Source organism: Lentzea roselyniae (assembly GCF_039537795.1).
Classification (GTDB): Bacteria; Actinomycetota; Actinomycetes; order Mycobacteriales; family Pseudonocardiaceae; genus Lentzea; species Lentzea atacamensis.
Map to the genome: position 1 here is coordinate 40,150 of NZ_BAABBE010000033.1, position 26,839 is coordinate 66,988.

At 68.9% G+C, this 26,839-nt stretch carries 19 protein-coding genes; 9 read left to right on the forward strand and 10 right to left on the reverse strand.

Annotated features, from left to right (window positions below; genetic code table 11):
- Positions 1–169 precede the first annotated feature (169 nt).
- From ABFX45_RS38215 to ABFX45_RS38230, 4 genes are read right to left on the reverse strand one after another with little or no spacing between them, the layout of a single operon-like run.
- The gene (locus ABFX45_RS38215; protein WP_346135584.1) at positions 170–4,279 is read right to left on the reverse strand and encodes a glycoside hydrolase family 38 N-terminal domain-containing protein; all 4,110 of its coding nucleotides are present in this window, start codon (positions 4,277–4,279) and stop codon (positions 170–172) included.
- A gap of 4 nt (positions 4,280–4,283) precedes the next feature.
- Positions 4,284–5,585 carry an ABC transporter substrate-binding protein gene (locus ABFX45_RS38220; protein WP_109641316.1) on the reverse strand — a complete coding sequence of 434 codons (1,302 nt, stop codon included), beginning with the start codon at positions 5,583–5,585 and terminating at the stop codon, positions 4,284–4,286.
- A gap of 28 nt (positions 5,586–5,613) precedes the next feature.
- Entirely contained in the window at positions 5,614–6,450 is an 837-nt protein-coding gene (locus tag ABFX45_RS38225) for a carbohydrate ABC transporter permease (RefSeq protein ID WP_109641315.1), read from the reverse strand.
- A complete protein-coding gene (locus ABFX45_RS38230; RefSeq protein WP_109641314.1) occupies positions 6,440–7,393 on the reverse strand; it encodes a carbohydrate ABC transporter permease in 954 nt (317 codons plus the stop codon). The genes ABFX45_RS38225 and ABFX45_RS38230 overlap by 11 nt, the downstream gene beginning before the upstream one ends.
- Before the next feature lie 341 nt (positions 7,394–7,734).
- Between ABFX45_RS38230 and ABFX45_RS38235 the strand changes: the two genes are divergently transcribed.
- The 8 genes from ABFX45_RS38235 (at position 7,735) to ABFX45_RS38270 (ending at position 17,649) form a co-directional block, all read left to right on the forward strand.
- Positions 7,735–9,702, forward strand: coding sequence for a hypothetical protein (locus ABFX45_RS38235; RefSeq protein ID WP_346135587.1), 1,968 nt, complete (start codon positions 7,735–7,737; stop codon positions 9,700–9,702).
- Between the two features lie 115 nt (positions 9,703–9,817).
- Positions 9,818–11,701 (forward strand): phosphatase PAP2 family protein, encoded by a 1,884-nt coding sequence (locus ABFX45_RS38240; RefSeq protein WP_346135589.1) that lies wholly within the window; start codon positions 9,818–9,820, stop codon positions 11,699–11,701.
- Positions 11,702–11,840: 139 nt separating this feature from the next.
- Positions 11,841–12,764: a carbohydrate ABC transporter permease gene (locus tag ABFX45_RS38245; protein ID WP_109641312.1), complete on the forward strand. Its 924-nt coding sequence runs from the start codon at positions 11,841–11,843 to the stop codon at positions 12,762–12,764.
- Complete coding sequence (locus tag ABFX45_RS38250; protein WP_109641311.1) at positions 12,754–13,665, forward strand: carbohydrate ABC transporter permease; 912 nt, start codon at positions 12,754–12,756, stop codon at positions 13,663–13,665. Before ABFX45_RS38245 ends, ABFX45_RS38250 begins: the two co-directional genes overlap by 11 nt.
- Before the next feature lie 15 nt (positions 13,666–13,680).
- A complete protein-coding gene (locus tag ABFX45_RS38255; RefSeq protein WP_346135592.1) occupies positions 13,681–14,988 on the forward strand; it encodes an ABC transporter substrate-binding protein in 1,308 nt (435 codons plus the stop codon).
- Positions 14,985–16,067, forward strand: coding sequence for a Gfo/Idh/MocA family protein (locus tag ABFX45_RS38260; RefSeq protein ID WP_109641309.1), 1,083 nt, complete (start codon positions 14,985–14,987; stop codon positions 16,065–16,067). The genes ABFX45_RS38255 and ABFX45_RS38260 overlap by 4 nt, the downstream gene beginning before the upstream one ends.
- On the forward strand, positions 16,049–16,942 hold the full coding sequence (locus tag ABFX45_RS38265) for a DUF6807 domain-containing protein (RefSeq protein ID WP_346135594.1): 894 nt from the start codon (positions 16,049–16,051) through the stop codon (positions 16,940–16,942). Before ABFX45_RS38260 ends, ABFX45_RS38265 begins: the two co-directional genes overlap by 19 nt.
- On the forward strand, positions 16,939–17,649 hold the full coding sequence (locus tag ABFX45_RS38270; RefSeq protein WP_215732155.1) for a cupin domain-containing protein: 711 nt from the start codon (positions 16,939–16,941) through the stop codon (positions 17,647–17,649). The genes ABFX45_RS38265 and ABFX45_RS38270 overlap by 4 nt, the downstream gene beginning before the upstream one ends.
- A gap of 71 nt (positions 17,650–17,720) precedes the next feature.
- Here the strand turns inward: ABFX45_RS38270 and ABFX45_RS38275 are convergent, their stop codons facing one another.
- Genes ABFX45_RS38275 through ABFX45_RS38295 form a run of 5 tightly spaced genes read right to left on the reverse strand, consistent with a single transcriptional unit; the run spans position 17,721 to position 22,120 of the window.
- Complete coding sequence (locus ABFX45_RS38275; protein ID WP_109641306.1) at positions 17,721–18,053, reverse strand: anti-sigma factor family protein; 333 nt, start codon at positions 18,051–18,053, stop codon at positions 17,721–17,723.
- Positions 18,050–18,559, reverse strand: coding sequence for a sigma-70 family RNA polymerase sigma factor (locus tag ABFX45_RS38280; protein WP_109641305.1), 510 nt, complete (start codon positions 18,557–18,559; stop codon positions 18,050–18,052). The genes ABFX45_RS38275 and ABFX45_RS38280 overlap by 4 nt, the downstream gene beginning before the upstream one ends.
- 9 nt (positions 18,560–18,568) lie before the next feature.
- Positions 18,569–19,342, reverse strand: a complete 774-nt coding sequence (locus tag ABFX45_RS38285) for an enoyl-CoA hydratase/isomerase family protein (protein WP_109641304.1) — start codon at positions 19,340–19,342, stop codon at positions 18,569–18,571.
- 10 nt (positions 19,343–19,352) lie between these two features.
- A complete protein-coding gene (locus ABFX45_RS38290) occupies positions 19,353–20,591 on the reverse strand; it encodes a ferredoxin reductase domain-containing protein (protein WP_109641303.1) in 1,239 nt (412 codons plus the stop codon).
- Complete coding sequence (locus tag ABFX45_RS38295) at positions 20,588–22,120, reverse strand: amino acid adenylation domain-containing protein (protein WP_346135597.1); 1,533 nt, start codon at positions 22,118–22,120, stop codon at positions 20,588–20,590. The genes ABFX45_RS38290 and ABFX45_RS38295 overlap by 4 nt, the downstream gene beginning before the upstream one ends.
- Positions 22,121–22,261: 141 nt before the next feature.
- Between ABFX45_RS38295 and ABFX45_RS38300 the strand changes: the two genes are divergently transcribed.
- Positions 22,262–23,044: a glycoside hydrolase family 16 protein gene (locus ABFX45_RS38300; protein WP_346135599.1), complete on the forward strand. Its 783-nt coding sequence runs from the start codon at positions 22,262–22,264 to the stop codon at positions 23,042–23,044.
- Between the two features lie 47 nt (positions 23,045–23,091).
- Here ABFX45_RS38300 and ABFX45_RS38305 read toward each other — a convergent pair whose 3' ends face one another.
- Positions 23,092–26,760: a glycoside hydrolase family 2 TIM barrel-domain containing protein gene (locus tag ABFX45_RS38305; RefSeq protein WP_346135601.1), complete on the reverse strand. Its 3,669-nt coding sequence runs from the start codon at positions 26,758–26,760 to the stop codon at positions 23,092–23,094.
- Between the last annotated feature and the right edge of the window lie 79 nt (positions 26,761–26,839).

A 26,839-nucleotide genomic window follows, 5' to 3' on the forward strand; every position in this document is an offset into this window, starting at 1 on the left:
TCCGCCACGCGGGCAGCCTGGTTCTGGGCGGGACAGGTACAGGGACGCGCACGATGAAATCTCCGAATTCCCCAGGAAAATCTCGTAGATGATCAGTGTCGCGACGATAGCAACGCGTGTCGTCTCAATTAAGGGTCGGTCGTAGGGTTCCCGGCGTTCAACTGTGCCGTCACCGCACGTTCACGGGAATCGCGGGGGAGTAGTACAGCCTGCCGTGGGCCGCGACGCGCACCATCGTCCACCAGTGCGCGCCGCGGCGAGCGGTGGGTGCCGCGGTGGCCGTGACGGCGACCGTGACCTTGCCTCCCGGCGGGATCACGAACGGCTGGGTGCGCGGGCCGATGACGAGATCGTTGCCCCAGGTGCCGAACGGGCTGACCACGGTGACCTCGCCGTGCACCTCGCTCTGCACCCGGTTCTGCAGCGTGACCGGCAGCAGCGAGTGCTCACCGGGGGCGAGCAGGAGCGCGCCCGCCCTGAGCAGGACGTCGACCAGGTCCCGGTCGGTGGTGTGGCCGGACACCACCTCGATGGTGTCCTCCAGCACCTGGCCGAGGTGGTCGCGGATGCGCGCGGCGTGCAGGTGCCGTCCCGGCCGAGACTTCACGGTCGCGGTGAACTCGGCGAACTCGCCGGCGGCGAGGTCGTAGTCCCACGACTGGCCGCCGGTGAACTCCAGGCGTCCCTTGGCCGGGGTGCCGCTGCAGCTGACGGTGATGCTCGCCTGGCCGCCGGCGCCGGGGGGCAGGCGCATGAAGGACGGTGTGACGTGCACGGTGACCGGCAGGTTGCCGATCGGCGCCGGGCCCGCGTTGTGGCGCCAGTACTTCGTGGCGATCGGTTGCACCGGCTCCACCGATTCGGCGGAGGTGTGGGGAAGCGCGGACTCCGCCGTGAGCCGCAGAGTGGCCACGTCGGCAGCGCCGAGTGCGATCTCGGCCTGTCCTGATTGGACTTTCAGCGGTTCGAGCTCCCGCTCCTCCAGCAGATCCGTGCGCTGCGCCGCGTTGATGCCTCCGTACAGCGAAACCGAAGCGGTCACCGGTGTCCCCGCCGACTCGTACAACCGCACCGCGAGGTCGGAGCTGTGCTCGTCGCCGCAGGACGCGAGCGGGTTGCCGCGGGACTTGACCGCCGTCAGCAGCACGCTGGGCGGTGACACGGCGAGCAGGCTCAGCTCGGTGGGCAGACAGCCCTCCGTCGAAGGGACCTGGCGGGCGTGCACCGGGTGGTTGACGTCCTGCCCTGCGCGGGCGAACCCGGCCTGGCGCCAGTCTCCGGCACCGGCCACCACGCTCAGCTCGAAGGTGTGGGACCAGTGCTGCCAGGCGAAGCTGGACCCGTCCGGCACCGTGCGGCGGTCGCCGTCGATCCAGACCTCGGCCGGCCAGCCGCTGCACGAGCGCATCAGCGACACGTGCAGCGTGCCGTCGGGTGCCACGACGAACCCCGGCGTGCCGCGGTTGACGACCGCCACCGAGTAGTCGGTCACGGGATCGGTGGTGCCACCCGGCCCCGCCACCTCGACGCACGCGTCCGCGAGGTCGTCGATCAAGGCGCCGACATCGGTGACGATCAGGACCGGCAGGTCGCGCGGGCCGCGCAGGTCGGCGTCCGGCACCCACTGCTCTGCTCGCGGACGGTCGGCGGGCACGAACACCCTGCCGGTGGCCTCGAGCGCGGCACGGAACTCGGGCGCGTTGTCGAGCACCGCGGCCGTGAACTCGTTGTCCCCCACCACGATTCGCACGTCGGGCAGGTTGGAGTCGACGTCGAGCGCGCCGTACCGCGGACCGGCCGGACGGGTGCAGGTGGCGGTGACACCCTTGGCGGCGAGCGCGGCCAGCAGGTCCCGGCCGTCTTCAGCGACGACCTCCGCGACCCCGATGGCGTGCAGAACACCGTCCGGCAGCCGCAGTCGCACGGGAGCGGACAGGCCGGCCCAGGTGTGTGCGGGGCTGTCCAGCGTCCACAGGTTCTCGGCGGCGTCGACGTCGGGGAAGCCGAACGAGCGCCCGACGGCGGCGAAACCGACCTCGGCGACCGGCAGCGCGCCGGGCAGGTCGAAAGCGAACCGGCTGCGCAGCAACCGGTCCTGGCCGATCGAACCGTCCACGAAGGACCGGATGTCGACGCGCGGCAGGTCGTGCCAGAGCGTCACGTGCTGGGTGATCCGAAGATCGCCGAGCGCGGTGCGGCTCACGAGGCGTTCACCGACAGGGCTCGTCTGGACGTTCACGTCGGCCTCGCCCGCGGTCGTCCCCGGGCCCTTGGGCAGCAGGTGCCACGGCCCCTCGCCCCACACCGGATGCCCGGGGTGTTCCTCCTGCACCAGCAGTTCCGCCGCGAGACCGTCAGGTCGGAGCAGTTCACGCTCGGCGGTGACGTCGTACAGGCGGGACAACGCACCGCCGCGTTCGGGATCGGCCTCGGCGACGAACGACGACGAGGACACGGTGGTGCCGGTCTTCGACATCCAGAACGGCGGGACCGACGGGGCGTCGACCACGCGGTACACCCGGTAGCCGGTCGCCGGGAGCTGCCGTGCCACGAACGTCAGCGTCACTTCGAGAGTGCGGTCCAGGTGCCGGACCAGGGCCTCGGTCACCGCGGGGATCTCCTGGCCATCGGCATCCGTGACGCGAGCACCCCGGAAACCGGGCAGGAGCAGCGTCACGGTGGCGACGGCATCACGCTCGAAGGCCAGCGCGTTGACGACGATCACGGCCTCGCCGGCGCCGGTCGTGTCGGCACGGGACGCCAGGTGCGAGATCGCACCGGTCAGCACGGAACGGCCGAGCTCGTCCGCCTCCCGCCAGCCGGTGAGCAGGTCGATGTAGACCTGGTCGGACTCGGTGCCGGTGATGGCGTCGTGGTGCGCGCCGTACACCAGCTGGCGCCAGGCCTTGTCCAGTGCGAGAGCCGGATAACCCGCCCCCAGCAACGTCGTCAGCGCCGCCAGCCGCTCGCCGTCGAGCACCGCCACCTCGGCGGCGCGCTGGGCCTGCTTCGTGTCGATGTACGAGACGTCCTTGCCGGTGTAGACGGGATTCATGTCCCTGGTCTGCGGGCTGAACGTCACCGACCGCGCCGAGGCGTCCGCGCGCACGGCGGCGAAGAAGTCGCGGGGCAGCCCGACCACGAAACGCGGCCAGACGTACTTCTCGTTCCACGCGCGGTGGATCTCGGTGCAGAACCGGGACGGCACGTTGTGGTCGTGTCCCACCGGCAGCATCACGTTGCGCGTGGCAGCGACCTTGCGCAAGGTGCTGAACTGCCGGTACGCCTCGGCCATGGCCTCGTCCAGAGTGGACTTGCGTTCGATGTCCCACCCGGCGACGTAGTGATCGGCGAGATACGCGGTGAGCACACCGCGGCCGCTCGGCGAGATCCACTCGAACTCGGACGGGAACTGCATCCTGGTGATGTCACCGGTGTGCCGCTTGGCCCCGACGTGGTGCCACGGCCCGCGCGCCCACACGCTCGACGACAAACCGGCGTCCGCCATCAGCCCCGGATACGACGGGTCGTGCCCGAACACGTCGAGCATCCACGCGGTCTGCGGATCCGCACCCAGCACGTCGCGCTGGAAACCGACGCCGTAGACCGCGTTGCGGACGGTCGACTCCGGGTGCGTCAGGTTGGTGTTGGCCTCGTTGTAGTTGCCGCCGACGATCTCGATCCTGCCCTCGCGCAGGAACCGCCGCAGGTCGTGCCGGTCACCGGGGAACGCGTCCCAGTGCGGCTTGAGGTAGTCGACCTCGGCGAGCACGAACCGGTAGTCCTCGTCCTGCCTCGCGGCGTCGAGGTGGGCGCGCACCAGGTCGAACGCGGAGAGCTGGAACGGCATCCGCTTGGCCTGCGCGCCCGGCAGGTCGAGCCACGTCTCGGTGAAGCCCGCCTGGGTGTTCCACCACACCGGGTCGTAGTGGAAGTGCGAGACCATCCACATCGTCCAGCCGGTCTCCGCCACGGTCACGGTGACGTCCCACGCGAACGGCGGGGCACCGCTGACCGGCGCGACGACCACGGTCGCCGGATAGGCGGTGCCGGGGGTGGTCGGCGCGGAGAAGACCACGCCGACCTCGGCCACGACCTCGCCAGGGCCCGCCGCCACCCGCACGGGCTCCGGTGTGCGGATCAACGGCCCGGTGATCCGCACCCACGCCGGTTCGGGGCGCGGCACCGCCACGCTGACCCGAATCAGCTGACGTGGAGCGGAAACCGGCCCGGTGAACAGGTCCGTGCTCTCGACGGCCACCCCGGTTTGTGCTGGCACGGTGTTACTTGGCCCCGTTCAGTGCTGCCTCGGCGTCGCGGAAGTACTGCGCGACCGCGTCGGGAATGGACATCTTCCCGAACGCGACCTGCTTGGCCGCCGCGTCCAGTGCCGTCTTCGCGTCGTTGTAACCGGGCGGAGCGGTCGGGGCGGGCGGCAGACCGTCCTTCGCCACCTCGTCCGCGACGTACTGCGCGTAGGTCACGTCCCGCTTGTCGGACGCCGTCAGCGTGGGCGTCAGGGCCTCCAGGGCCTTGCTCGACGGCGGGATCCCGCGCGTCATGGCCATCGCCTTGATCGCCTCGACGTCGCTGACGAACAGGTCGATCAGCTTGGCGGCGGCCTCGGGGTTCTTGCTCTTGACCGGGATGCACAGCAGCACACCGCCGCTGAGCGCCTGCCCGGTCTTGCCGTTGCTGCCGCGCGGTACCACGACGATGTCGAGCGTGTGCTGGGTGAGCGGCGCCATCTGCGCGAGCCCCCAGCCGGTCGTCATCGCGATCGAACCCGAGATCAACGGGTGGTTGCCCGTCGCCGAGTCGGTGCTGGAGAGCATCTCCGGCGGGCAGATCGCGCCGGCCTTGCGCAGCTTGTCCCACAACGCGAACCACTCGGCGAGGTCGTCCTTGGTGAACGCGAGCTTGCCCTCGGCGTTGTAGAGGTCCTTGCCCCGCTGCCGCAGCCACGGCTGCAACGCGCCGGAGTCGTCCTTGGAGGCGTCCAGAGCGCCGTACTTGCCCTGCCCCATGGCCTTCGAAAGCTCACCGGCGATGCGGCCGAAGTCGTCCCACGTCCAGGTGTCGGGCGGGACGGGGATCTTCGCCTGCTCGAAGATGGTCTTGTCGTAGAGGATCGGCGCGAAACCGGAGCCGGACGGCACGCCGTAGGTCTTGCCGTCCACCGCGCCCGCCTGCCGCACCGCCGGGTACAGCGTGTCGAGGTGGATGGTGCTGGGGATGAACGACGAGAGGTCGGTCAGCACGCCCTGGGCCGCGTAGGTGCTCACCAGCGCGGTGTCCATCTGGAACAGGTCCGGCGGGTTGCCGCCCGCGAACTCGGTGTTGAGCTTGTTGAAGTAGCCGTCGTAGCCGGAGTACTGGGCGTCGACCTTCGTACCGGTCTTCTGCGTGAAGATCTGCAGAGCGTTCTGGTACGCCTTGTTGCGCGCCTCGCCACCCCACCAGCGGAAGGTGAGCGAGTTGTTCGCCGCGCCACCGCTGTTGGTCGGCGCGAAGCCGCAGCCGGCGACCGAGGCCGCGGCGAGACCACCGGCCAGGCCGAAGAGACCTCTCCTGGAAATGGACATGTGTTTCCTTTCTTGGCGGTGAAAGGCGTTATTTGATGCCGGTGGTCGCGACGCCCTCGACGAGGCGGCGTTGCGAGATCAGGAAGACGGCGACGGTGGGCACGAGCGTGACCACGGACATCGCCAGCATGCCGCCGTAGCTCGACCCGCTCGCCCGGTCGACGAACGCGTTGAGGCCGAGCGGTGCGGTGTAGCGCGAGTGGTCGGACAGGTAGACCAGCTGACGCAGGAAGTCGTTGAACGTCCAGATGAACGTGAGGATCGTCGTGGTGAGCAGCGCCGGCCTCAGCAGCGGCAGGATGACGCTGAAGAACACCCGAACGTGCCCGGCGCCGTCCAGTGCCGCCGCCTCGTCCAGCTCACGCGGGATGCCGCGGATGAACTGCACCATCAGGAAGATGAAGAAGGCGTCGTAGGCGAGCAGGTACGGCACCACCAGCGGCAGGAACGTGTTGATCCAGTTCAGCTGGTAGAAGATCGCGTACTGCGGGATCAGCGTCGCCTGGAACGGCAGCATCATCGTGCCGAGCATCACGGCGAACCAGAACCTGCGGAACGCGAAGTCCAGGCGCGCGAACGCATAGGCCGCCACCGAGCAGGACGCCACGTTCGCGATGACGGTGCAGATCGAGACCGTCATCGAGTTGGCGAGGTAGACGGTGAACGACGTGCCGGTCGCCGTCCAGCCGCTGACGTAGTTGGCGAACGTGAAGACCAGCGGCAGCGGGTTCATGGTGCTGAAGATCTGGTTCTCGGGCTTGAACGACGCGCCGACGAGCCAGACCATCGGGTAGATCATCGCCACCAGCACGACGAGCAGCAGGGCGTGTGCCCGCCAGTGGCTCTGATGCTTTTCAGTCGGCATAGTTCACCCACCGGCGGGCCGACCAGAAGTAGACCGCCGTGAACAGTCCGATCACGGCGAACAACACCCACGCCATCGCGGAGGCGTAGCCCATCTGCATGCTGCCGAATCCCTTGAGGTACAGGTAAAGCGTGTACAGGAGCGTGGAGTCGATCGGGCCACCCAGGCCGTTGGAGATGACGTACGCCGGCGTGAACGTCTGGAACGCGTTGATCGTCTCCAGCACGAGGTTGAAGAAGACCATGGGCGACAGCAGCGGCAGCGTGATCTTGAAGAACACCGTGAACCGCCCGGCGCCGTCGATGGCCGCCGCCTCGTAGAGGTCCTGCGGCAGCTGCTTGAGCCCGGCCAGGAAGATCAGCATCGGCGTGCCGAACTGCCAGCCGGACAACAGCACCAGCGTCCACATCGCGTAGCGCGGATCACCGATCCAGTCGGCTCCCTGGATGCCGAACAGCCCGAGGAACTGGTTGACCAGGCCGTCGCGGGAGAAGATCTGCCGCCACATCACCGAGACCGCGACGCTCGCGCCCAGCAGTGACGGCAGGTAGAACGTCGCCCGGTAGAAGCCGAGCGCCTTCAGGCCGCGGTTGAGCGCGACGGCGACCAGCAGCGCGGCGGCGAGCTTGAGCGGTACAGAAGTCACCACGTACAGCAGCGTGACCTTGATGGACTGCAGGTACCGCTCGTCGGAGAACAACCGCGTGTAGTTCTCCACGCCGATCCACTGTGGAGCCGTGAGCAGGTTGAACTTCGTCAGCGACAGGTACAGCGAGTACACCATCGGGATCAGCGTGAACGCGAACAGGCCGATCAGCCAGGGCGCGAGAAAGCCGTAGCCCGCGAGGTTGTGCTTGTGCCGCTTGCGCTTGCGCCGCACCGGTGCCGCCTGCGGTTCGGTGACCGGCGGGTCGAGCACGGCGGTGCCGCTGTTCTCCGACATTCTGTGCCACTCCTGGGACGTCATCGCTGGACCGTTGGGCCGAGTTGCCGATGCCACGCACGGCGCAGTTCCAGTGGTCCGTCCCAGGGAGCTGGAAAGCGCTTTCCGGGACTGTAGGAACCGGTTGTCCGCCTGTCAAGAACAACTTCTGGAAACCTTGTTCCCCAAGGAATCGGCTCAAGTTGTGCCTTGACGCCGACCGGGTGAACAAGTTTACGTTTTAACCAACTAGGCGGGTCCCAGCCGCGTCGCACACGAGAACGAAGGGGAGGGAAAGCACTCCGGCCACGCACGCCCACCACAGCTGACGATCTCGGGCGAGCGCCCCGCGAGGAGTACCGATGACCGCCGCCGCGGTGTACCTGCCGAGCCAGCACGCCAGCGTGCACGACCTGCCCGACGACCACGACGAACTGCGGAGGGTGCTCGACAGGGCCGTGTCCGCCGTGCTCGCGCGCCAGCGTCCGGACGGCAACCTGGAAGACCCCGCCGCTGTCGATGACATCGGTGACATGGCGCTGGGCGTCGTGTCGCTGCTGTGCCTGGCCTGGCACCGTGACGACCGGCGCGACTCCGAGCTGGTGGACGCCGCCCGGCGCGGCCTGGACTTCGTGCTGGCCGAACGGGTCTTCCGCACCGACAACCCCGGTGAGCCGTTCCTGCTCGTGCGGGACAGCGGCCTGCCGTACGCCCGCTACGTGCTCGAAGCCGGCGAACACCCGTTCGGCGACTGGCCGAGCACCGTGTGGGCACTGCTGCACGCGGTGAACGTGCTGGAGTTCGGCCGTGAGGTGATCACCGAGACGCAGTGGACCCGGCTCGCCGAGGTGGCGACCGGCTTCTGGCGCTGGCTGACCGAAGCGAGCATGTTCAACCCCCAGCAGACCGCCAACCAGGCGATCGGTGCCGTGGTGGCCGGTTTGACGCTGGGGCGGCTGTTGTCCGAAAAGTCCATCGTGGACGATGCGATGTTCCTCTACCACAGCGAGGTCAGGGCGAACCGCGTCGTCGATCGCGAGCTGCGCCTGCCGGTCGAGCACGGCGCCGGGCACGACCAGAACTACCTGCCGATCTCGCTGACGTTCCTGGCGAGGGCCTACCAGGTGAGCGGCGAGCAGTGCTTCCTCGACGACGGCGAGGAGATCGCGCGGCACCTCGAGACCAGGCTGTCGGCCCGCGGCTTCGACTACGGCGGGCCCCGCTACAGCGAGCAGCACTGCGGCTGTGAGGGCATGCTCGGCCTGCGGTTCTTCAGCGGCCGCGTCCAGGCCGAGCTGGGCCGCTACCTCGGCGACCGGCGGGTGGCCTACTTCTGCGCCTCGACGCCGGGCGTCCCGAGCGGGCACTTCGCCTTCGCCACGGTGTGGTTCTTCCTCGACGGCAACCGGTGGTACCGCGAGCCGGCGCAGACCCCTGTGCACACCCGCTACTCGCTGCGGCACGGACAGGTCTCGGTCTCGCTCACCGCGCGGCTGACGCCCTACTTGATCGATGCCGCCGGGACCGCGGTGATCGAGTCCGTCGTGGACCACCAGCACGGGATCGGGCCGGTGGTGCAGTACGCCGACGGCAGGACGATGCTGCTCACGCGGCCGCTCGGCCCCGTCCGGGTGCGCGACGCCGCCGAGGGCGGGCTGGGTGCCAAGCTGGTGACCAAGGCCGTGGTGACCTGGGACCAGGTCATGCTCTCCGCGCAGCAGCTGTACGTCACCGACGGTGAACGTCTCTTCCTGGTCGCGGTGCTGGACCGCGCCACGCTGCCGGTCAACGCCGAGCTGGCCTTCCTCGCCGGCCTTCCCTACGCGACCGCGGAAGGCTCCCGCCAGCGTCGCATCCGGACGGTGAGCGAGCCGGGCGGTGGTGAGCTCGACCTCGGTGACGCCTGGCGCGCTCTCAGCACCGGCGGAACGCTGCTCGCGGGCGGGCTCGCGCTGAGCGCGGCCGCCGGACTGCGCGTGGAGAACCCGCCGGACGGCCCGGCGTACTTCAACAGCCCGCGCACCGCGGACATGACCCAGGAACAGCTGTCGTTCTGGCTCGGCGACGACCCGAGGGGTTACGGCGACCCGGACGCGGGCTGGCGGCGCGTTGTCGCAACCAACCACGTCCTGGCCGGGCCGATCGCCGCCACGCCGCACGGGCGAGCCGTCTTCGTCCTCTGCTACGGGCCGGAACCGGTCGCGCTCGACGTGGCGGCCGAGGAGGCCCCGGACGGCGTACGCGTGCGCACCCCGTTCTTCTCGGCGATCGTCGGCCACCCGGCGGGCGACGTGGGCGGTGAGCCGGTGCTGCGCATCGCCGCATCGTGAACTGTTAACGCTCACACCATCCCAGTATCGAGTACGGTCCCGTTTCGTTGCGTATTGTGCACCACAATCCCCGTGCCGCCACACGTGTCCGTGAAGGACTGTTGGGAGCGTTAACATGACCATTGCCGAAGAGTTCGACCGCAGGACACTGCTGCGGCGTTCGGCGATGCTGTCCGCCGGCCTGCTGATCGGCCCGACCGCGCTCGACCGGGCCCTCGAAGCGAACGCCGCCGAGCTGCCCACGGGCGCGGCGCCGTTCGTCGACTCCTACCGCACCAACGTGCTCGCCAACCTGACACCCGAGACCAACGCGGCTGTGCGTGTCCTGTCGGGGATGCAGGACCTCTGGCGCACCGGCAGCACCTGGGACAACGGAGTCGTGCTCAACCGGAACGTGCTCGAGGCCAACGTCCGCCACGTCGCGCGGATCACCGGGGCGCGGACCGCCGACCAGGCCAAGCGAGCGTTCATCGTGGACCGTCAGCACCAGAGCTACAGCGCCATCGGAGGGCTCGGCCCGCTGGCCGAGCTGTACAAGGCGGGAGCCAAGGCCGTCACCGGCATCACGTCGGCGCCGGACGGCACGCCACCGTCCACTGTGGACGAGAAGCTGCCGCCGGACGCGCCGGCGGGCTCGGCGCTCGGCGCGGGTTCACCGGACTCCGCGCTGGGGCAGGTCGTCACCCTGGTCAACACGGTGCGCGGGCCGTTCGCCTCTGGCAACCCGTCGAAGTTCGCCTACCAGTATCCGCGTCCGTGGCGGCTGAGTCCGGAGAGCACGGTGGTGCCGACCGGTGAGACCGATGAGTTCGGCTATCCGGTCTATCGCACCGACGTCGTGGTGGCCCCGCAACTGCTGCGCCAGCGCAGCCTGAAGCCGGCCGAGGACGGCGGCTACCCGAGCGGTCACACCAACGCGCTGCACCTGGCGTGCCTCGCGCTCGCCCACGCGATCCCCGAACGGTTCCAGGAGCTCGTGACCAGGGCGTTCGACCTGGCCGACATGCGGATCGTGGCGGGCATGCACTCGCCGGCGGACGTCATCGGCGGCCGGATCCTGGCGACCGCGCTGGCCGCCGCGACCCTCGCCGACCCGGCGAACGCCACGCTGAAGGCCGCCGCCAGGGCGCAGGCGGCCGAGTACTTCCGGCAGCACGTCGGCGTCGACGTCTTCGAGTACGCGCATTCCGCGGGCACCTCCACCGACCCGTACGCCGACCGCGAGGCGAACGCCCGCCTCGTGACCCCGCGGCTGACGTACGGGCTGCCCAGGACCGGGCGGCGGATCGCGATGAGCGTGCCCAAGGGCGCGGAGGTGCTGCTGGAGACCCGGCAGCCGTACCTGACCGCGAACCAGCGCCGCGAGGTCCTGCGCACCACCGCTCTGCCGTCCGGGCACGCGCTGCTCGACGGGCCGGAGCACTGGGGCAGGCTGAACCTCTTCGCCGCGGCCGACGGCTTCGGCGCGTTCGACTCGGACGTGCGCGTCGACCTGGACGCCAACCGCGGCGGCTTCCACGCGGCCGACACCTGGCACAACGCGATCGGCGGTCGTGGCGGGCTGGTCAAGCGCGGTACCGGCACGCTGACGCTGACCGGTGCCAACAGCTACACCGGCGACACCCGGATCGAGGGCGGCACGCTGGTGGCGGCCTCGCCGTCGGCGCTCGGCAAGGGAGAGGTGCAACTGCGCGCGGGAACCTTCCGGCTGACCGGAGAGCTCCGCGTGCGCGGTTACCGGCAGAGCTCGGGGACCACGCTGGAGGTGACCGTGCGACGGGGCGACTGCGCCGCGCTGACCTCCGGGCGCCCGCTCTCCCTCGGCACCGGCTGCACGCTGGTGATCTCGCTGGACGACGTGCCCGCGGGCGCGGTGGTGCCGGTCATCTCCGCACCGGTGCTGCTCGGCAGGTTCGCTCGCGTCACGGTGTCCGGCGGCGCACGCCGGGTGCAGCCGCAGTACCGTACCGGCGGGCTCTCGGTGCGCGTTCTCGATTAGTCCACAGTGGACCGTTGTCGAACGGCGAGATCTCCGTTCGACAACGCCGTTCGACGCCGTTCGACTGCCTCGCTTGACGCTCGTGGTGCCCCGATGCAGACTCCGGAAAGCGTTTTCCAGCCGACGGGGTCAGGAGTTCATGAGCGCGTTAGACGAACTGCGTCAGCTGCGCCACGGTGGCGTCCAGGTGCGCAAGCGCGACAACAAAGCCGCATTCTGGTTCCTTGCGCCCTGGTTCGCCGGACTGGTCTTCATCACGATCGGTCCAGTGCTCGCGTCCTTCGGCCTGGGGTTCACCAAGTACAACCTCATCCAGCCGCCGAAGTTCATCGGATTCGACAACTTCGCCCGCATCTTCACCGACGAGCGGTTGCACAACGCGCTGGGTGTCACGTTCACCTACGTGCTCGTGTCGGTGCCGCTGCAGCTCGCCTGCGCGCTGGGGGTGGCGCTGCTGCTCGACCGCGGGCTGCGGGGGCTCGCGTTCTACCGCTCGGCGTTCTACCTGCCCTCGCTGCTCGGATCGAGCGTGGCGATCGCGGTGCTGTGGACGCAGATCTTCGGTGCCGAGGGTCTGCTGAACCGCGTGCTGGGCTTCTTCGGCGTCGAGGGCAAGGGCTGGATCTCCGACCCGGACACCGCGCTGTCGACGCTCATCGTGCTGAACGTGTGGACCTTCGGTTCACCGATGATCATCTTCCTGGCCGGGTTGCGGCAGATCCCCGCGGTCTACTACGAGGCCGCCGCGATCGACGGGGCGAGCAAGTGGTCGCAGTTCTGGCGGATCACCCTGCCGCTGCTCTCGCCGATCCTGTTCTTCAACCTGGTGCTGCAGATCATCCACGCGTTCCAGTCGTTCACGCAGGCGTTCGTCGTCTCCGGCGGCACGGGCGGACCGTCCGACTCGACCATGTTCTACACGCTCTACCTGTACCAGCAAGGCTTCAGCCGGTTCGACATGGGTTACGCGTCGGCGCTGGCGTGGTTCCTGCTCCTGATCATCGCGGCGTTCACCGCGATCAACTTCTGGGCGGCGAAGTACTGGGTGTTCTATGACGACTGACCTGCGCCGGGCGCCGACGCCCCCACGTTCCGCGCCACCGGCTACACCGCCACCGGCCGCCCGCACCTCGGTGTGGCGGCGCCTGATCGTGCCGGCCAAGCACCTCGGCCTGATCCTCATCGGGTTCGTGATGCTGTACCCGGTGCTGTGGATGGTCGTGAGCTCGCTGCGGCCGGGCGACGAGATCTTCCGCAGTCCCGGCCTGATCCTCGACAGCCTCAAGACCGAGAACTACGTGGAGGGCTGGTACGCGCTCACCCCGTCGTTCGGGACGTACCTGCTCAACTCGGCGGTCCTGGTGCTGGGCTGCATCATCGGCAACCTGGTGTCGTGCTCGATGGCGGCCTACGCGTTCGCGCGCCTGCACTTCAGCGGCAAGCGCTGGTGGTTCGGCATCATGCTCGGCACGATCATGCTGCCGGTCCACGTGATCATCGTGCCGCAGTACGTGCTGTTCTCCCAGGTCGGCTGGGTGAACACGTTCCTGCCGCTGATCGTGCCGAAGATCCTCGCCACGGACGCGTTCTTCGTGTTCCTGATGGTGCAGTTCATCCGGGGCCTGCCGCGTGAGCTGGACGAGGCGGCGCGCATCGACGGCTGCGGTCACCCGCGGATCTTCGCTCAGATCATCCTGCCGCTGATGAAACCGGCTCTCGCCACCACGACGATCTTCACGTTCATCTGGACCTGGAACGACTTCTTCACCCAGCTGATCTACCTGACGGATCCGGACATGTACACGGTTCCCGTCGCCCTGCGCTCGTTCGTCGACTCGACCGTCGCCACGTCGTGGGGCTCGCAGTTCGCGATGAGCGTCGTGTCGATCATCCCGATCTTCCTCGCCTTCCTCATCGGCCAGCGGTACCTCGTCAAGGGGATCGCCACGACCGGTGGCAAGTAGCCGAAAGGAACGGACATGTCCAGAGGTGTTCGCCGCCGCACCGCGTTAACGGTCCTGATGTCGCTGACCGCGTCGCTGCTCGCGGCCTGCGGTTCCGGTTCCGAGGCGGGTGGCGACCTCACCGCGGAGCCGGTCACGCTGCGCTTCAGCTGGTGGGGCGCGGACGACCGGCACAAGCGGACCCAGCAGGTCATCGAGATGTTCCAGAAGAAGCACCCGAACATCACGATCAAGGGTGAGTTCAAGGAGTGGAACGGCTACTGGGACAGCCTCGCCACCACGATGGCGGCCAACGACGCGCCGGACATCATGCAGATGGACGAGCTGTACATCGCGTCGTACGCCGAGCGTGGTGCGCTGCTGGACCTGAACGAGGCCAAGAAGCACCTCGACACGTCGAACTTCGACCAGAAGGCGCTCGCCACCGGCGCGGTCGACGGCAAGCAGTACGGGCTCCCGGTCGGCCTCGGCATGTACTCGATCATGGTCAACACCGACCTGCTCGCGAAGTACAACATTCCGGTGCCCGACGACACGAAGTGGTCGTGGGACGACCTGAAGAAGATCGGTGAACAGGTCTCGAAGGCCGGCGGTGGCCAGGTGTTCGGCGTGCAGTCGCCGGGCATCAACGACACGGCGGGCCTGAGCATCCGGGCGCGGCAGCAGGGCAAGGCGATGTTCGACGCGCAGGGCAAGGTCGTCCTGCCGCCCGAGGTCGCGACCCAGTACTGGACCTACATCGCCGATCTCGCCAAGGCCGGGATCGCGCCGCCGCCGTCGGTGACCGTCGAGAAGGCCTCCGCCGGGTTGAACCAGTCCGCGACCGCCACCAACACCGCGGTGTTCGGGCTCTGGTGGAACACCCAGCTGACCGCGCTGACCGCCGCGAGCGGCGCCAAGCTCAAGCTGCTGCGGCTGCCGGGTGAGTCGCAGGGGAAGGTCGGCGCCTACTACAAGCCGTCGATGTTCTGGTCGGTGTCGTCGCGGTCCAAGCACCCCGCCGAGGCGGCGGCGTTCGTGAGCTTCCTCGCCAACGACGAGGAAGCGGCCAAGATCCTGCTGACCGAACGCGGCGTGCCCGCCAACCAGAAGATCCGCGAGGCGATCGCGGGCCAGCTCAGGGAAACCGACAAGGCCGCGAAGGAGTACCTCGACACCGTGCCGGTCAGCGACCCGCCCAGGATCACGCCGAACGGTGCCAGCACCGTCGACGCGATCCTCAAGAGGCACACCGAGGACGTGTTGTTCGGCCGGACCACGCCAGAGGCCGCGGCCGCGTCTTTCATCAAGGAAGTCCAGTCCGAAGTGGACGCGGCGAAGTGAGGCGCGCCGCCATCGTCGGCACGGGTGCGATCGCCGCCGCCCACGCCGAGGCGTTGCGAGCGGCGGGTGATCGCATCGAGCTGGTCGCGGTGGTGGATGTGGACGCCGACCGCGCGGCCGCGTTCGCGCAGGAGTGGGGTGTGCCGCGGGTGCACCCGCGGCTCGCCACGCTGCTCGATGTGGAAGAGCTGGACGTGGTGCACGTGTGCACGCCGCCGCGCTCCCACGTGCCGTTGGCGCTCGAATGCCTCGCCGCGAACGTGAACGTGCTCGTGGAGAAGCCGCCCGCGTTGTCGCTGAGCGAGATCGACACGCTGATCGCGGCCGAACGCGCCTCGGCAGGCCGGGTCGCGACGGTGTTCCAGCACCGCTTCGGCCCTGCCGCGGTCCGGTTGCGGCGCATGATCGCCGACGGTGTCCTCGGCCGGTCGCTGGTGGCCAAGAGCGACACCCTCTGGTACCGCGACGGTGCGTACTTCGACGTGCCGTGGCGTGGCTCGTGGGACAGCGAGGGCGGCGGCCCGACGATGGGGCACGGCATCCACCAGTTCGACCTGATGCTGTCGGTGCTGGGCCCGTGGCAGGAGATCCGTGCTCTCGCGGCCCGGCAGGCACGGGACGTCGCGACCGAGGACGTTTCGATGGCGCTGGTGACCTTCGCCGACGGCACGGTCGCCTCCGTGATCAACTCGGTGCTGTCGCCCAGGGAGACCTCTGAGCTGAGGTTCGACTTCGAGAACGCCACGGTCGAGGTCGAGCACCTCTACGGCTACACCGACGCGCACTGGACCGTGACCCCTGCTCCTGGCCACGACGACGTCGCGACCCGGTGGCGCGAAGAGCAGTCCGGGATCGTGAGCGGTCACAAATGTCAACTGGCGGTGTTCCTCGACGCCCTGGACAGTGGTGAGACGCCACCGGTGACGCTGGCGGACACGAGGAACACCATGGAGTTCATCGCGGCCCTCTACGCCTCGGCGTTCACCGGCACCGCGGTGAAGGCCGGCCAGATCGGCCCGGACAACCCGTTCTACGCGACGATGGAAGGAATCGGTGCCCCATGGGCGAACGCCCGGTGATCACTCGGCAGGACGACGAGGTGCTCGTGGTGTCGGTCGGCGACGTCGAGCTCTTCACCTACGTCCACCGGCCGTCGACACCAGCGTTCGAGGGACCGAAGCCGTACCTGCACCCGGTGCGCACGCTCGCCGGTGACGTCGTCACGGCGTTCCGGCCGCACGACCACCGCTGGCACAAGGGCGTGCAGATGACCGCGACCGACGTGTCGGGGGAGAACTTCTGGGGCGGCGTGTCGTACGTGCGCGACCAAGGGTATGTGGCGCTGCCGAACGTCGGCACGATGCGGCACGAGGACTTCACCATCACCGAGACCGGTGACGAGGTGCACGTCGGTGAGATGCTGTCCTGGTTCACCGAGGCCGGCCGGCACTGGATCCACGAGGCGCGCCAGTTCACCGTGCGCGACGTCGAGGAGGATTCGTGGACGCTGGAGTTCGCGACCACGCTGACGAACGTGCGGGCGGAGCCGCTGGTCTTCGGCAGCCCGACCACCAACGGCCGTGAGCTCGCGGGCTACACCGGGTTCTTCTGGCGCGGCCCGCGGTCGTTCACCGACGGCACGGTCATCGCGGCCGACGGCGGATCCGGAGAGGAGATGATGGGCAAGTCCGCGCGGTGGCTCGCCTACATCGGTCAGCACGACGAGGTGGACCGCACGTCGACCATGCTGTTCGTGGACCACCCGGCCAACAAGAACACCACCTGGTTCGTCCGCACCACGCTGTTCGCCGCGGTCAACCCGTCGTTCGCCTTCTTCGACACCGTGGAGCTGCCGTCCGGCGAGTCACTGACCCTGCGCTACCGGCTCGTCATCGCCAACGGCGAATGGGGCCGCGAGCACGTGGAGTCCTATGTGGAGAAGCACCCTTGGTGATCCAGTTTCCCGGCGCCATCGGCATCTCCGGCCTGCGGGTGTACGACTGGCCGACGGTGGACGGCGTGTGCGGAGGGTCGCCGCACGTCCACCTCACCTGCGCCGAGTGCTACTACGTGATCGGCGGGCGGGGCAGCGTGCAGACCCTGACCCGCCGCGGGTTCGCCGAGACCCCGCTGCGCGAGGGCACCGTCGCGTGGTTCACGCCCGGCACGATCCACCGCCTGGTCAACGACGGCGACCTGCGGATCCTCGTCGTGATGCAGAACAGCGGCCTGCCGGAGGCCGGTGACGCGGTGCTCACGTTCCCGGCAGAGGTTCTGGCCGACGCGGAGAAGTACGCCGCGCACACCCGGGCCGGCGACGAGGAGTCCGCCAGGCGCCGCAGGGACCTGGCTCTCGAAGGGTTCCTGGAGCTGCGGCAGCGGGTCACCGATGGTGATCACGCGGCACTGGACGACTTCTACCGCTCCGCCGTGAGCTTGAAGCAGGGCCTCCTTCCCGACTGGGAGGAGCGGTGGCGGGCCGGTGCGCTGGCGTCGGCCGAACGCACCGGTGAACACCTGGACCTGCTGCGGGAAGGGGACATCGGCCACCTCGCCGAGGCCGACATCCACGTGATGCGCGCGGAGGGCCCGCAACGGTTCGGCATGTGCGGCCGGCTCGACGTCCACGACCCCGCCGAGGGCCGATCACCGCACGACTGACAGGCCTGGCTCTTTTCAGGAGAGGGAGCCGGGAAAGGGCCCGAGCCGGCGGCTCGGGCCCTTTCTCCCGTTCAGGGACACAGGAAGTGCGCGAGCACCGCGCCGACGGTGGCCGCCAGGAGGATCGCCACCACCGTGATGGCGAGACGGCGCCGGCGCACGGCCAGTTCCGCCTGCGCGAGGCCCGGCAGAACCGTGACCGGGAGCGGCGGCGCGGTGGTGAGCGAGTCCACCGCCCACTCGGCGGGCACGCGGGACAGGAGACCCGCCGTGCCCGCCAGCAGGCACACCTCGTGTTCACACGGCGGGCAAGCGCTCAGGTGGCGTTCGTAGGCCAGCCGGTCGCCGGGGGACAGCGACCCGAGCACGTAGGCCACGTCCCACTCCTGGAACGGGCACGTCACCGCCCCGTCACCCCGTTCTCCTCCAACGCGAGCCGCAGCGCGCGCAGGCCGTAGTGCAGCCGCGACTTCACCGTTCCCGGTGGCACGTCGAGCGCCTCGGCCAGCTCGGGGACCGACTCGCCCCGGTAGTAGGCCCGCACGATGACCACCCTGTGCTCGGGTTTGAGCTGGGACAGGGCGTCCGCGATGAGCCAGGCGTCCAGCGTGCGGTCGGTGTGGTCCGCGCGCGGGCGGTCCGGCAGCCGGGCGGAGCCGACCTCCCAGCGGGCGCGGGCGCTGCGGCGCTCGTCGATCGCGAAGTTCCGCGCCACGGCGTAGATCCACGCCTTCGACGCCGCGGTGCCCTGCTCGAGGATGCCGGGGTTGCGCCACGCCCGCAGCAGCGCCTCCTGGACGACGTCCTCGGCGAGCTGCTCGTCGCCGGTGAGGCGGAGGGCGTACCGCCAGAGCGCCTCGGCGTGGCCGTCGTGCAGTGCGCGCAACAGAGTGCTGTGGTCATCGTTGATGGCGCACCCCTACGTCCGGAACTCGGGACTGCGCTTGGCGAGGAACGCGGCAGTCCCCTCGCGCATGTCGTCGGTGGTGAAGGCCTGGCGGAACGCTTCGAGCTCTGCCCGCAGACCCTCGTGCACGCCCAGGCCGTCCACGGTGTTGATCACCGACTTGCAGGCCGACACCGCTGCGGGTGAGTTCGCGGCGATGTCGGCGAGCACGAGCCGTGCGGCGGCGAACATCTCCTCGCGGTTGTCGAACACCTCGTTCACGAGCCCGAGGCGGTGCGCTTCCAGCGCGTCTACGCGACGGCCGGAGTAGATCAGCTCGCGCGCCTTGGCCACGCCGACCCGGCGGAACAGCCGGACGCAGCCGCCGAAGCCGGGGATGAGGCCCAGCAGCACCTCAGGCTGGCCGAACACGGCTTTGCGGGTGGCGTAGACGAAGTCGCACGCCATGGCCATCTCGCAGCCGCCGCCGAGCGCGTAGCCGTCGACGCAGGCGATCACCGGGACCGGGAGCTGCTCGAGGAGCGTGGTCACCTCCTGGCCCAGGGCGCCGAACGCCTCACCCTCGTCCGGTGTCATCGTCGCCATCTCCCGGATGTCCGCGCCCGCGATGAACGCCGGCCCTTCCGAACCGGTGAGCAGGACCGCGCGCGGGGCGGAGAGATGGGTGAGGAGGTGGCGCAGTTCGGTGAGTGTCCGCTGGGACAGCGCGTTGCGCGCCGGTGGTCGGTGCACCGTCACGGTGAGGACGCCGTCATGCTCGTCGAGTAGAAGTGTCTGATAGTCCACTGTGGTCTCCTCACGAGTCCCAGATCGCGCCGTAGGCAGGGATTCCCCTGGCCTCAAGTTCTTCGACAACCTTCCAGGTGGTGGGTTTGTTGGAGATGCAGATGACCGCTTCCGCGCCGGAGCGCCGGCAGGCGTCGTACGCGAGCGCGACGAGGTCGGGCTTGCCCTGGCTCTCGGTGTCCCAGACGACGGCGTCGGGCTGCACGCCGAGGATCTCCTCGACCAGCTCGTCCCCGTAGGTGCGGCGCGGGTTGCGGGTCGACCACACGAGGACCGACGGCGTGTCGCCGGCGAGCAGGTGAGGCAGGCAGGGACCGATGCCGCTGCCGGTCGCCACCCACACCACCCTGGTGAACAACTTGTCGATGTTGCCGACGCCCGCCGTCGGAATGCCCTTGACCCACACGTGGCTCGGCTGGTCGGCGATGAACTTCGCCGTCCAGTCGCCCGCGCGCGAGATCGTGAGCCGGAAGCCGCTGCGGCCCGGCGCCGGGACGTTGGCGAAGGAGTGCCACTCCAGCAACGGGTTGCGGCTCACCGTCGTCGACGAGCCCGCGAACGGCGTGACGCCGTGGTCGAACGAGACCAGCGCGACGTGCGGTGACGGGCTGACGATGTGCACGGGAACCCGCCGCAGCCGCAGCCACGGCAACGCCACGCTGGCCACCACGAGGGCGAGGGGCCAGAGGAAGACGGGGTTCGACACCGCGGCCAGCACGCCGAACAGCACGAGCACCGTCCACCCGCCGAACCGGTGCGAGCGCTCGAACAGGTCGTGGTGCTTGGCGCGGAGGCCGGGCAGCGCGAGCACGAAGAGCGTGCCGAGGACGGCCATGATCGTCCAGGTCAGCGCGAGGGTGAACGGCGGTGCGCCCTGGATCGTCGTGATGGCGGTGAGCACGAGGAACCAGGCCGTCGCGCAGGTCGCGGCACCGACGTGGATCCCGCCGAAGTGGTAGACCTTGCCGAGCGTCCAGCGCACCCGCAAAGGCCAGTGCCTGGGCGCGCTGGTGGCGAGCCAGAACAGCAGGTTGATCACGAGCTGCTGGCGGATGAGGGCGGCCACCGCGAGGTTGGCGACGACCAGCGCGGTCACCCGGCCGGCGTCGTCCCACCAACCCGTGAAGCAGAGGTTGACCAGCACGACGGCGGCCACGAGCCGGTTGTGGTGGGTGAAGGGTCTGCGGCGCAGGATCGTGCGCCAGGAGCGGTCGGCGGGCGGTAGCTGGACTTCGTGAACCGAGGTCATGCCACCGTTTCCTTCTGTCCGTCCAAACGCGACAGAAGTGCTCTGCGGTCCACCTTGCCGCGATCCGTGGTCGGCAGCGTGTCGACCGGCACGATCAACGTGGGCACGCAGTAGTAGGGCAGCAGTTCCTCCACCGCTCTGCGTGCCTCCTCCGGCGCCGCGCTGGCAGGGCTGATGAACCCGACGAGCGAGCCGTTGTGCAGCAGTGTCGTGGCCCTGCTGCAGTCGGTCGCGCTTTCCAGCGCCGACGTCACGGCGTCCAGTTCCACCCGAAACCCGCGAACCTTGACCTGGTCGTCGGTGCGGCCGTGGTGCTCCAGCTGGCCGTCGTGCGTCCACCGCCCGAGGTCCCGGGTGCGGAACATCAGGCGGTCTCCACCCAGAAACGGGTCGGGCAGATACCGTGCGGCGGTCAGCTCGGGATCACCCAGATAGCCCGCGGTGACGCACTCCCCACCCGACCACATCTCGCCGATCTCACCGATGCGGCACGGCCGCAGGTCGTCGTCGAGCACGTAGACGGTCGTGTTCGGCACCGGCCGGCCGATGGTCAGCGGACCACCGGGCTCGTAGCGCTGCACCGTGTTGACGATGGTGACCTCTGTGGGCCCGCACGAGTTGTGGAAGACGGCGTGCCGCGACCAGGCGTCGGCCAGTGCCTGCGGGCACCTCTCGCCGGCCACCGCGACCGTCCGGACCCGCCGGCACACGGCGGGATCCAGCGACGCGAGCACGCTGGGCGTGGCGATGACGACGTCCACGGTGCTCGCCGTCCGCTCGATGTCGCTGCCGCGGATGACGAGCGTGCCGCCGTGCGCCAGCGTGCCCAGGATCTCCCACATCGCCATGTCGAAGGCGATGTTCAGCAGCTGCGACACCCTCGTTCCCGGTGCTACGCCGAGGCATCCGGGTGCGGTCAGCAGCACGTTGCACAGGTTGGCGTGCGAAACCCGCACACCGTTGGGACGTCCGGTGGTACCGGAGGTGAAGATGACGGCCGCGATGTCGGAGTCCTCGGTGAACGTGCGGCAGAACCGGGTGGTGTCGGGAACCTCGTCGATCGCGATGACCGTGGCGAGGTTGTCCGGCAGCGCGGACCGGTGCTCGCTCGTGGTGAGCACGAAGTTGATGCTCGCCGTGCGGACGATGTGTCGCAAGTGGACTGCGGGTGCGATGCGGACATCCTGCGGCACATAGGCCGCGCCTGCTTTGAGGATACCGAGAATGCCGACGACCATCGGGATCGACCGGGTGAGGAACAGTCCCACCTGATCACCGGGACGCACACCCGCGCGGGTGAGGAACTCCGCGAGCAGCTCCGCTCTGCGGTCGAGCTCGGCGTAGGTGATCGACTCGCCGAGGTGTTCGACGGCGGTCAGGTCGGGGTGTCGGGCGGCCTGTTGCCCGACCGCGTGGTGGATGTGGTGGAACGGCGGAATCCGGATCGGCCCGGCGCCGAACGACTGGAACAACGCGCGGTCCAGCAGTGGCAGGTCGCGCAGGGCGGAATCGTGGAACTCGGCTTTCACTGCAGGGTGCCCTTCCAGGAGTGAAGCGCGGTCACCCGTTTTGAACGAGACACACCCTCACATCGTTCATGTCGAATCGAGCCGGCTGTCGAATCGTCGAACGCGTTGTGGGGCAGCGAGTTCCTACTGGACAGCGGAAAGATGAGAATCGCAGCAAGCACTTTCGTGTTCGTCCTCCTGTCCGCGCTCACGCCCGGCGCGCACGCGGCGGCGTGGGAGGAGGTGATCGGCACCGGCTCCTTCGGCGGCTACGGCGCGTTGCAGTCGGAGTGGAACTACCGCTACCCGTGGGGATCCGACCACAACGGCACGGCCAGGACGTACGCGAGCGCCAGCGATCACAACCACGTCTCGCTGTCCGGCGGCGTGCTCACGCTGAAGGCGACACGGATCTCGTGGAACGAGGGCAACAGCAGCGCGAGCCCGTACCTGCCGATCCGCCACCACTCCGGCGCCATCCACGCCAGGGAACACGTCGTCGCGTCAACTCAGTTCCCCAACTGGGAGGTGAAGGGCGAGTTCCAGGCCCCGTCCGCCCGCGGCACGTGGCCCGCGTTCTGGCTGACCGGGGTCAACAGCTGGCCACCCGAAAGCGACATCCTGGAGTTCAAGGGGGACAACCGGAACAGGTTCAACACCTTCCGGACGTCCAGCGACGTGTCGAGCTCTGTCATCAGCGTATCGCCGCCAGGCGCGTGGCACACGTATCGGGCGTGGGTCACCAAGGTCAACAACACCGACGTGGACATCCACTACTACCTCGACGGCAAATGGATCGCCAAGCACGCCGGCAAGAACTTCGTGGGCAAACCACTGTGGGTGATCATCAACCTGCAGATGGAGGGCTCGTCCGGCAGTCCTGGCCCGACCGCGGACACGGTCTACCGGGCGCGCAATGTCTACATCGGACGGACGAGGGCATGAAACGGAGGATGGCCCCGGCGCACGACCGGGGCCGTCCCGTGCTCCGATCAGGCGCCCGCCGGTCGGCCCGACCAGGCCTCGTGCGGCGTCAGCGGCCGCATCGTGATGGTGTACTCGTAGGTGCTGTCCGGGCGCACCTGGCTGCGCTGCCGCACCGGGTTCGGCGTGTCACCGACACCGGTCACGGCGTGGTCGGCGTGCAGCGTGAAGTAGCCCTTGTTGCGCTGCAACATGAACGGGTACGCGGCCCGCTCGATGTCGTCGTACTGCGTCACGCTGACCTCGCGCGCACCGGACACCAGCAGACCGGACGTGCGGCCGTCGGTGAGCAACGCCCACCTGGTGTCGGTGTGGTTGCCGTGGTCCTGCGGGCGGTGGTACTCGACGTACTGGTCGGCCACCGAGCTGGTGTGCACCCCGATCGGTGTGCCGTCCTTGCGGTCGACGTAGCTCTCCGCCTTGCGGCCGTACCAGGAGAACGTGGAGTAACGGTCCGGAACGGACAGCTGGACACCGATGCGCGGCAGGTACGGCAACGTCCGCACGGAGCCCTGCGGCGTCACCCGGTGGCCGAGCCGCAGCACGCCCGACGAGTCCACCGCGTAGACCATCGTCTGGTCGAACCACGCCCCGGTTACACCGGGTGCGGCCACCTTGCTGTCGACGAGGACCCGCACGACCTTGTGGCCGTCCTTCTCCACCCGGACGCCGGACACGGTGGTCTCCAGCCGGTCGAGGCCCGCCTTGCGCCAGTCCTCGCCCTCCGCGCGGCCCCACGCGTAGGTCTCGTTGCTGATCGGTGCGCGCCACGCGTCGAGCTTCGGCCCGCTCGTGAGCAGCTCGCGGCCCCACGACTTGATCGACGTCAGCGCACCGCTCTTCTTGTCGACCGTGTAGGTGGCGCCGGCGGCGGAAGCGGTGACCTTGTTCGCGTCCTCCTGGGTGAACACGACACCCCAGTCCGGCTGCGTCCTGTCCAGCCCCGGCACGCGACTGCCGCCCAGCGAGAACTGGTCGTGCGCCAGGACGTGCCCGGACGTCACCGCCTCGACCGTGAGGAACCGTTCGCGGTCGGCGTCGTTGACGGGTACCGGCAATGAGATCTGCGCGGTCGAGGCGGCGTTCACCCGCAACGGCTGTTCGCCGCTCTTGACCGTCGTGGACCCTTCGGTGACCCGCCAGCGCAGGGTGAGGTCGTCGGTGCCGGTGAACTGGCGTTCGTTGGTCACGGACAGCACGCCACCGGAGTAGGCGTACCTGATCGGCTGGTGCGCCCACGCCATCTGCAGGGTCTCGGGCTGCAGCGAGCGGTCGGTGTTGATCAGGCCGTCCACACCGGACAGCGTCGACCCGTACGCGAAGTGCGTGCCGCGCTCCTGCAGGCTGTCGAAGTCCAGCGCCAGCACGGCACCGGCGGCCGGGGCGGTGGACACGCCGAGCTCGGCGGCCGGCAGCGCCCGGTCGTAGATGCGCACGTCGTCGACGTCGCCGCGGGACAGCCAGCTCACGGTCGACGGGTCGTTCCACGACATCTCGAAGTCACGGCCGATGTTCACATCTGCCGCCGAATAGTCGATCGTGCCGGTGAACGGCAGGTTGCCCACCTCGACGCCGTCGATGTACAGGCGCAGCGCGGTGCCGTCGTACGTACCGCTGACGCGGTGCCACTTGCCGTAGAAGTCGGCCGGCACCTTCGCCTGCACAGCCCGCCAGGTACCGCTGTGGATGAAGAACTCGAGCGTGGTCTCGTTCTTCATCTTGAGGGTCCACTGGTGGTCGCCCTTGGCGATGATCGGGAACTGGCCGGTCCACTTGCCGGGCTTGACCCACGCGTCGAGCGTCAGCGCGGTGCCGGTGATGTCGAGCTTGCGGTCGCGGTAGACCTCGACCCAGTCGTCCAGTCCCGACAAGGACAACGCCTTGCCGCGGTGACCGTCGACGAGCTTCGGCGCGCCGGCGAGCATGGCGGTGATGTTGTTGCCGGACGTGTCGGGCGCGATGCGGGTCTTCTGCTTGATGTTCTGCTCGGCCCAGTCCCAGATGAAACCGCCCTGGGTCTGCGGGTTGGCGCGGATGATGTCCCAGAACTCGCGGAAGTTGCCGAGGCTGTTGCCCATCGCGTGCGCGTACTCACCGAAGATCAGCGGCTTGGTCGTGCTCTTCGCCTGCTCGGCGAACCGCTCCGGCGACGGGTAGCGCGGTCCCCACACGTCGGCGAACGGAGCGTCGCCGTCGGGGTTGTTCGACTGGTGGTAGATCGGGCGGGACGGGTCGTTGGCCTTGAGCCACCTGGCCATCTCGTAGTGGTGCGCGCCGAGGCCTGCCTCGTTGCCGGTGTCCCACATGAAGACGCTCGGGTGGTTCTTGTCCCGCTCGACCATGCCGATCAGGCGGTCCATGAACGTGTCGCGCCACTCGGGCTGATTGGCCTGGCACCACCGCGAGCAGTTCTCGTGGTTGTGCGTCTCGATGTCGATCTCGTCGTCGATCCAGAGGCCGTGCTTGTCGGCCAGGTCGTAGAAGTACGGGTCGCTCGGGTAGTGCGAGGTGCGCACGGCGTTGACGTTGAGCTGTTCCATCAGCGCCACGTCGCGTTCCTGCGCCTTCCGCGGCACGTGCCGGCCGTGCTCGGGGTCGGTCTCGGCGCGGTTGACGCCCTTGAACAGCACGCGCTTGCCGTTGACCAGCAAAGTCCTGTTGCGGATCTCGATCTTGCGGAAGCCGGTGGTGTCGCTGGTGATGTGCGTGACCTTGCCGTCCGGTGCGGTGAGCGTCAGCACCACGGTGTAGACGTTCGGGGTCTCGTCGGTCCACTTGGCCGGGTTGCGCACGGGCATGGTCAGCCGTGCCGTGCTGCCGTCGGTGTCCTGGCTCGCCGTAGCGACTTCCGCGCCCTCGGCATCACGCAGGCTGGCCGTGACGCGGTGCGTTCCGGTGGTGCCACCGGGTTTCTGGCCGAGCTCGACGTCCGCGGTGAGCGTCGCGTCGGTGTAGGTGGCGTCGAGGTCGGTCTTGAGCGTGACGTCCTGGATGAACGTGGCCGGCGTCGAGTACAGCGACACCGAGCGGAAGATGCCCGAGTACCGCCACTGGTCGTAGTCCTCCAGGTAGGAACCGGCGCTCCAGCGGTGCACCTGGACGGCGACCTTGTTGCGGCCCGGTCGCAACGCGGGGGAGATGTCGAACTCGGCGGGCGTGTAGCCGCCCTGGTCGTAGCCGATGTACTTGCCGTTGACCCAGACGAAGTAGCCCGACGTCACGCCTTCGAAGCGCAGGAACGTCTCCCGCTTCGTCCAGTCGGCGGGTACGTCGAAGTCGCGGACGTACGCGCCGGTCGGGTTGACGTCGCGGGGGATGCGGGGCGGGTCGTCCGGCTGCACCTCGGTCGCGATGTTGCGGAAGATCGGGTGGTCCAGGCCGTCGGTCTGCCAGGTGTGCGGCACGGTCACCGTGCGCCAGCCGGACGTGTCGTAGTCCTCGGCGTAGAAGCGCGCGGGCACGTCGGCCGGCTTGTCCGCCATGGCGATGCGCCACTTGCCGTCGAGCGACTGCGTGAACGGCGTGCGCTCGTCCCCTCGCACCGCCGAGGCCACGTCGGCCTGCGGCACCAGGAACGCGTGGTGCGGCTCCTGCCCCTCGGCGATCCTGCGCGGATCTTCGAGGTAGGTGTGCACGTCAGGAGGGGGATCGACGACGGCGGCGGCGATCGGTGTCATCGAACCCGCCGCAACCAACATGACTGTTGCAAGAACAATCGCGCGCCGCACGCTGAACCTCCATGTTCAGACAGAAATG

Bases quoted from the DNA above. Each gene is read 5' to 3' on its own strand.
- ABFX45_RS38220 (WP_109641316.1), bottom strand. From the start codon at position 5,585: ATGTCCATTTCCAGGAGAGGTCTCTTCGGCCTGGCCGGTGGTCTCGCC.
- ABFX45_RS38225 (WP_109641315.1), bottom strand. From the start codon at position 6,450: ATGCCGACTGAAAAGCATCAGAGCCACTGGCGGGCACACGCCCTGCTG.
- ABFX45_RS38230 (WP_109641314.1), bottom strand. From the start codon at position 7,393: ATGTCGGAGAACAGCGGCACCGCCGTGCTCGACCCGCCGGTCACCGAA.
- ABFX45_RS38235 (WP_346135587.1), top strand. From the start codon at position 7,735: ATGACCGCCGCCGCGGTGTACCTGCCGAGCCAGCACGCCAGCGTGCAC.
- ABFX45_RS38240 (WP_346135589.1), top strand. From the start codon at position 9,818: ATGACCATTGCCGAAGAGTTCGACCGCAGGACACTGCTGCGGCGTTCG.
- ABFX45_RS38245 (WP_109641312.1), top strand. From the start codon at position 11,841: ATGAGCGCGTTAGACGAACTGCGTCAGCTGCGCCACGGTGGCGTCCAG.
- ABFX45_RS38250 (WP_109641311.1), top strand. From the start codon at position 12,754: ATGACGACTGACCTGCGCCGGGCGCCGACGCCCCCACGTTCCGCGCCA.
- ABFX45_RS38255 (WP_346135592.1), top strand. From the start codon at position 13,681: ATGTCCAGAGGTGTTCGCCGCCGCACCGCGTTAACGGTCCTGATGTCG.
- ABFX45_RS38265 (WP_346135594.1), top strand. From the start codon at position 16,049: ATGGGCGAACGCCCGGTGATCACTCGGCAGGACGACGAGGTGCTCGTG.
- ABFX45_RS38290 (WP_109641303.1), bottom strand. From the start codon at position 20,591: ATGACCTCGGTTCACGAAGTCCAGCTACCGCCCGCCGACCGCTCCTGG.
- ABFX45_RS38300 (WP_346135599.1), top strand. From the start codon at position 22,262: ATGAGAATCGCAGCAAGCACTTTCGTGTTCGTCCTCCTGTCCGCGCTC.
- ABFX45_RS38305 (WP_346135601.1), bottom strand. From the start codon at position 26,760: ATGACACCGATCGCCGCCGCCGTCGTCGATCCCCCTCCTGACGTGCAC.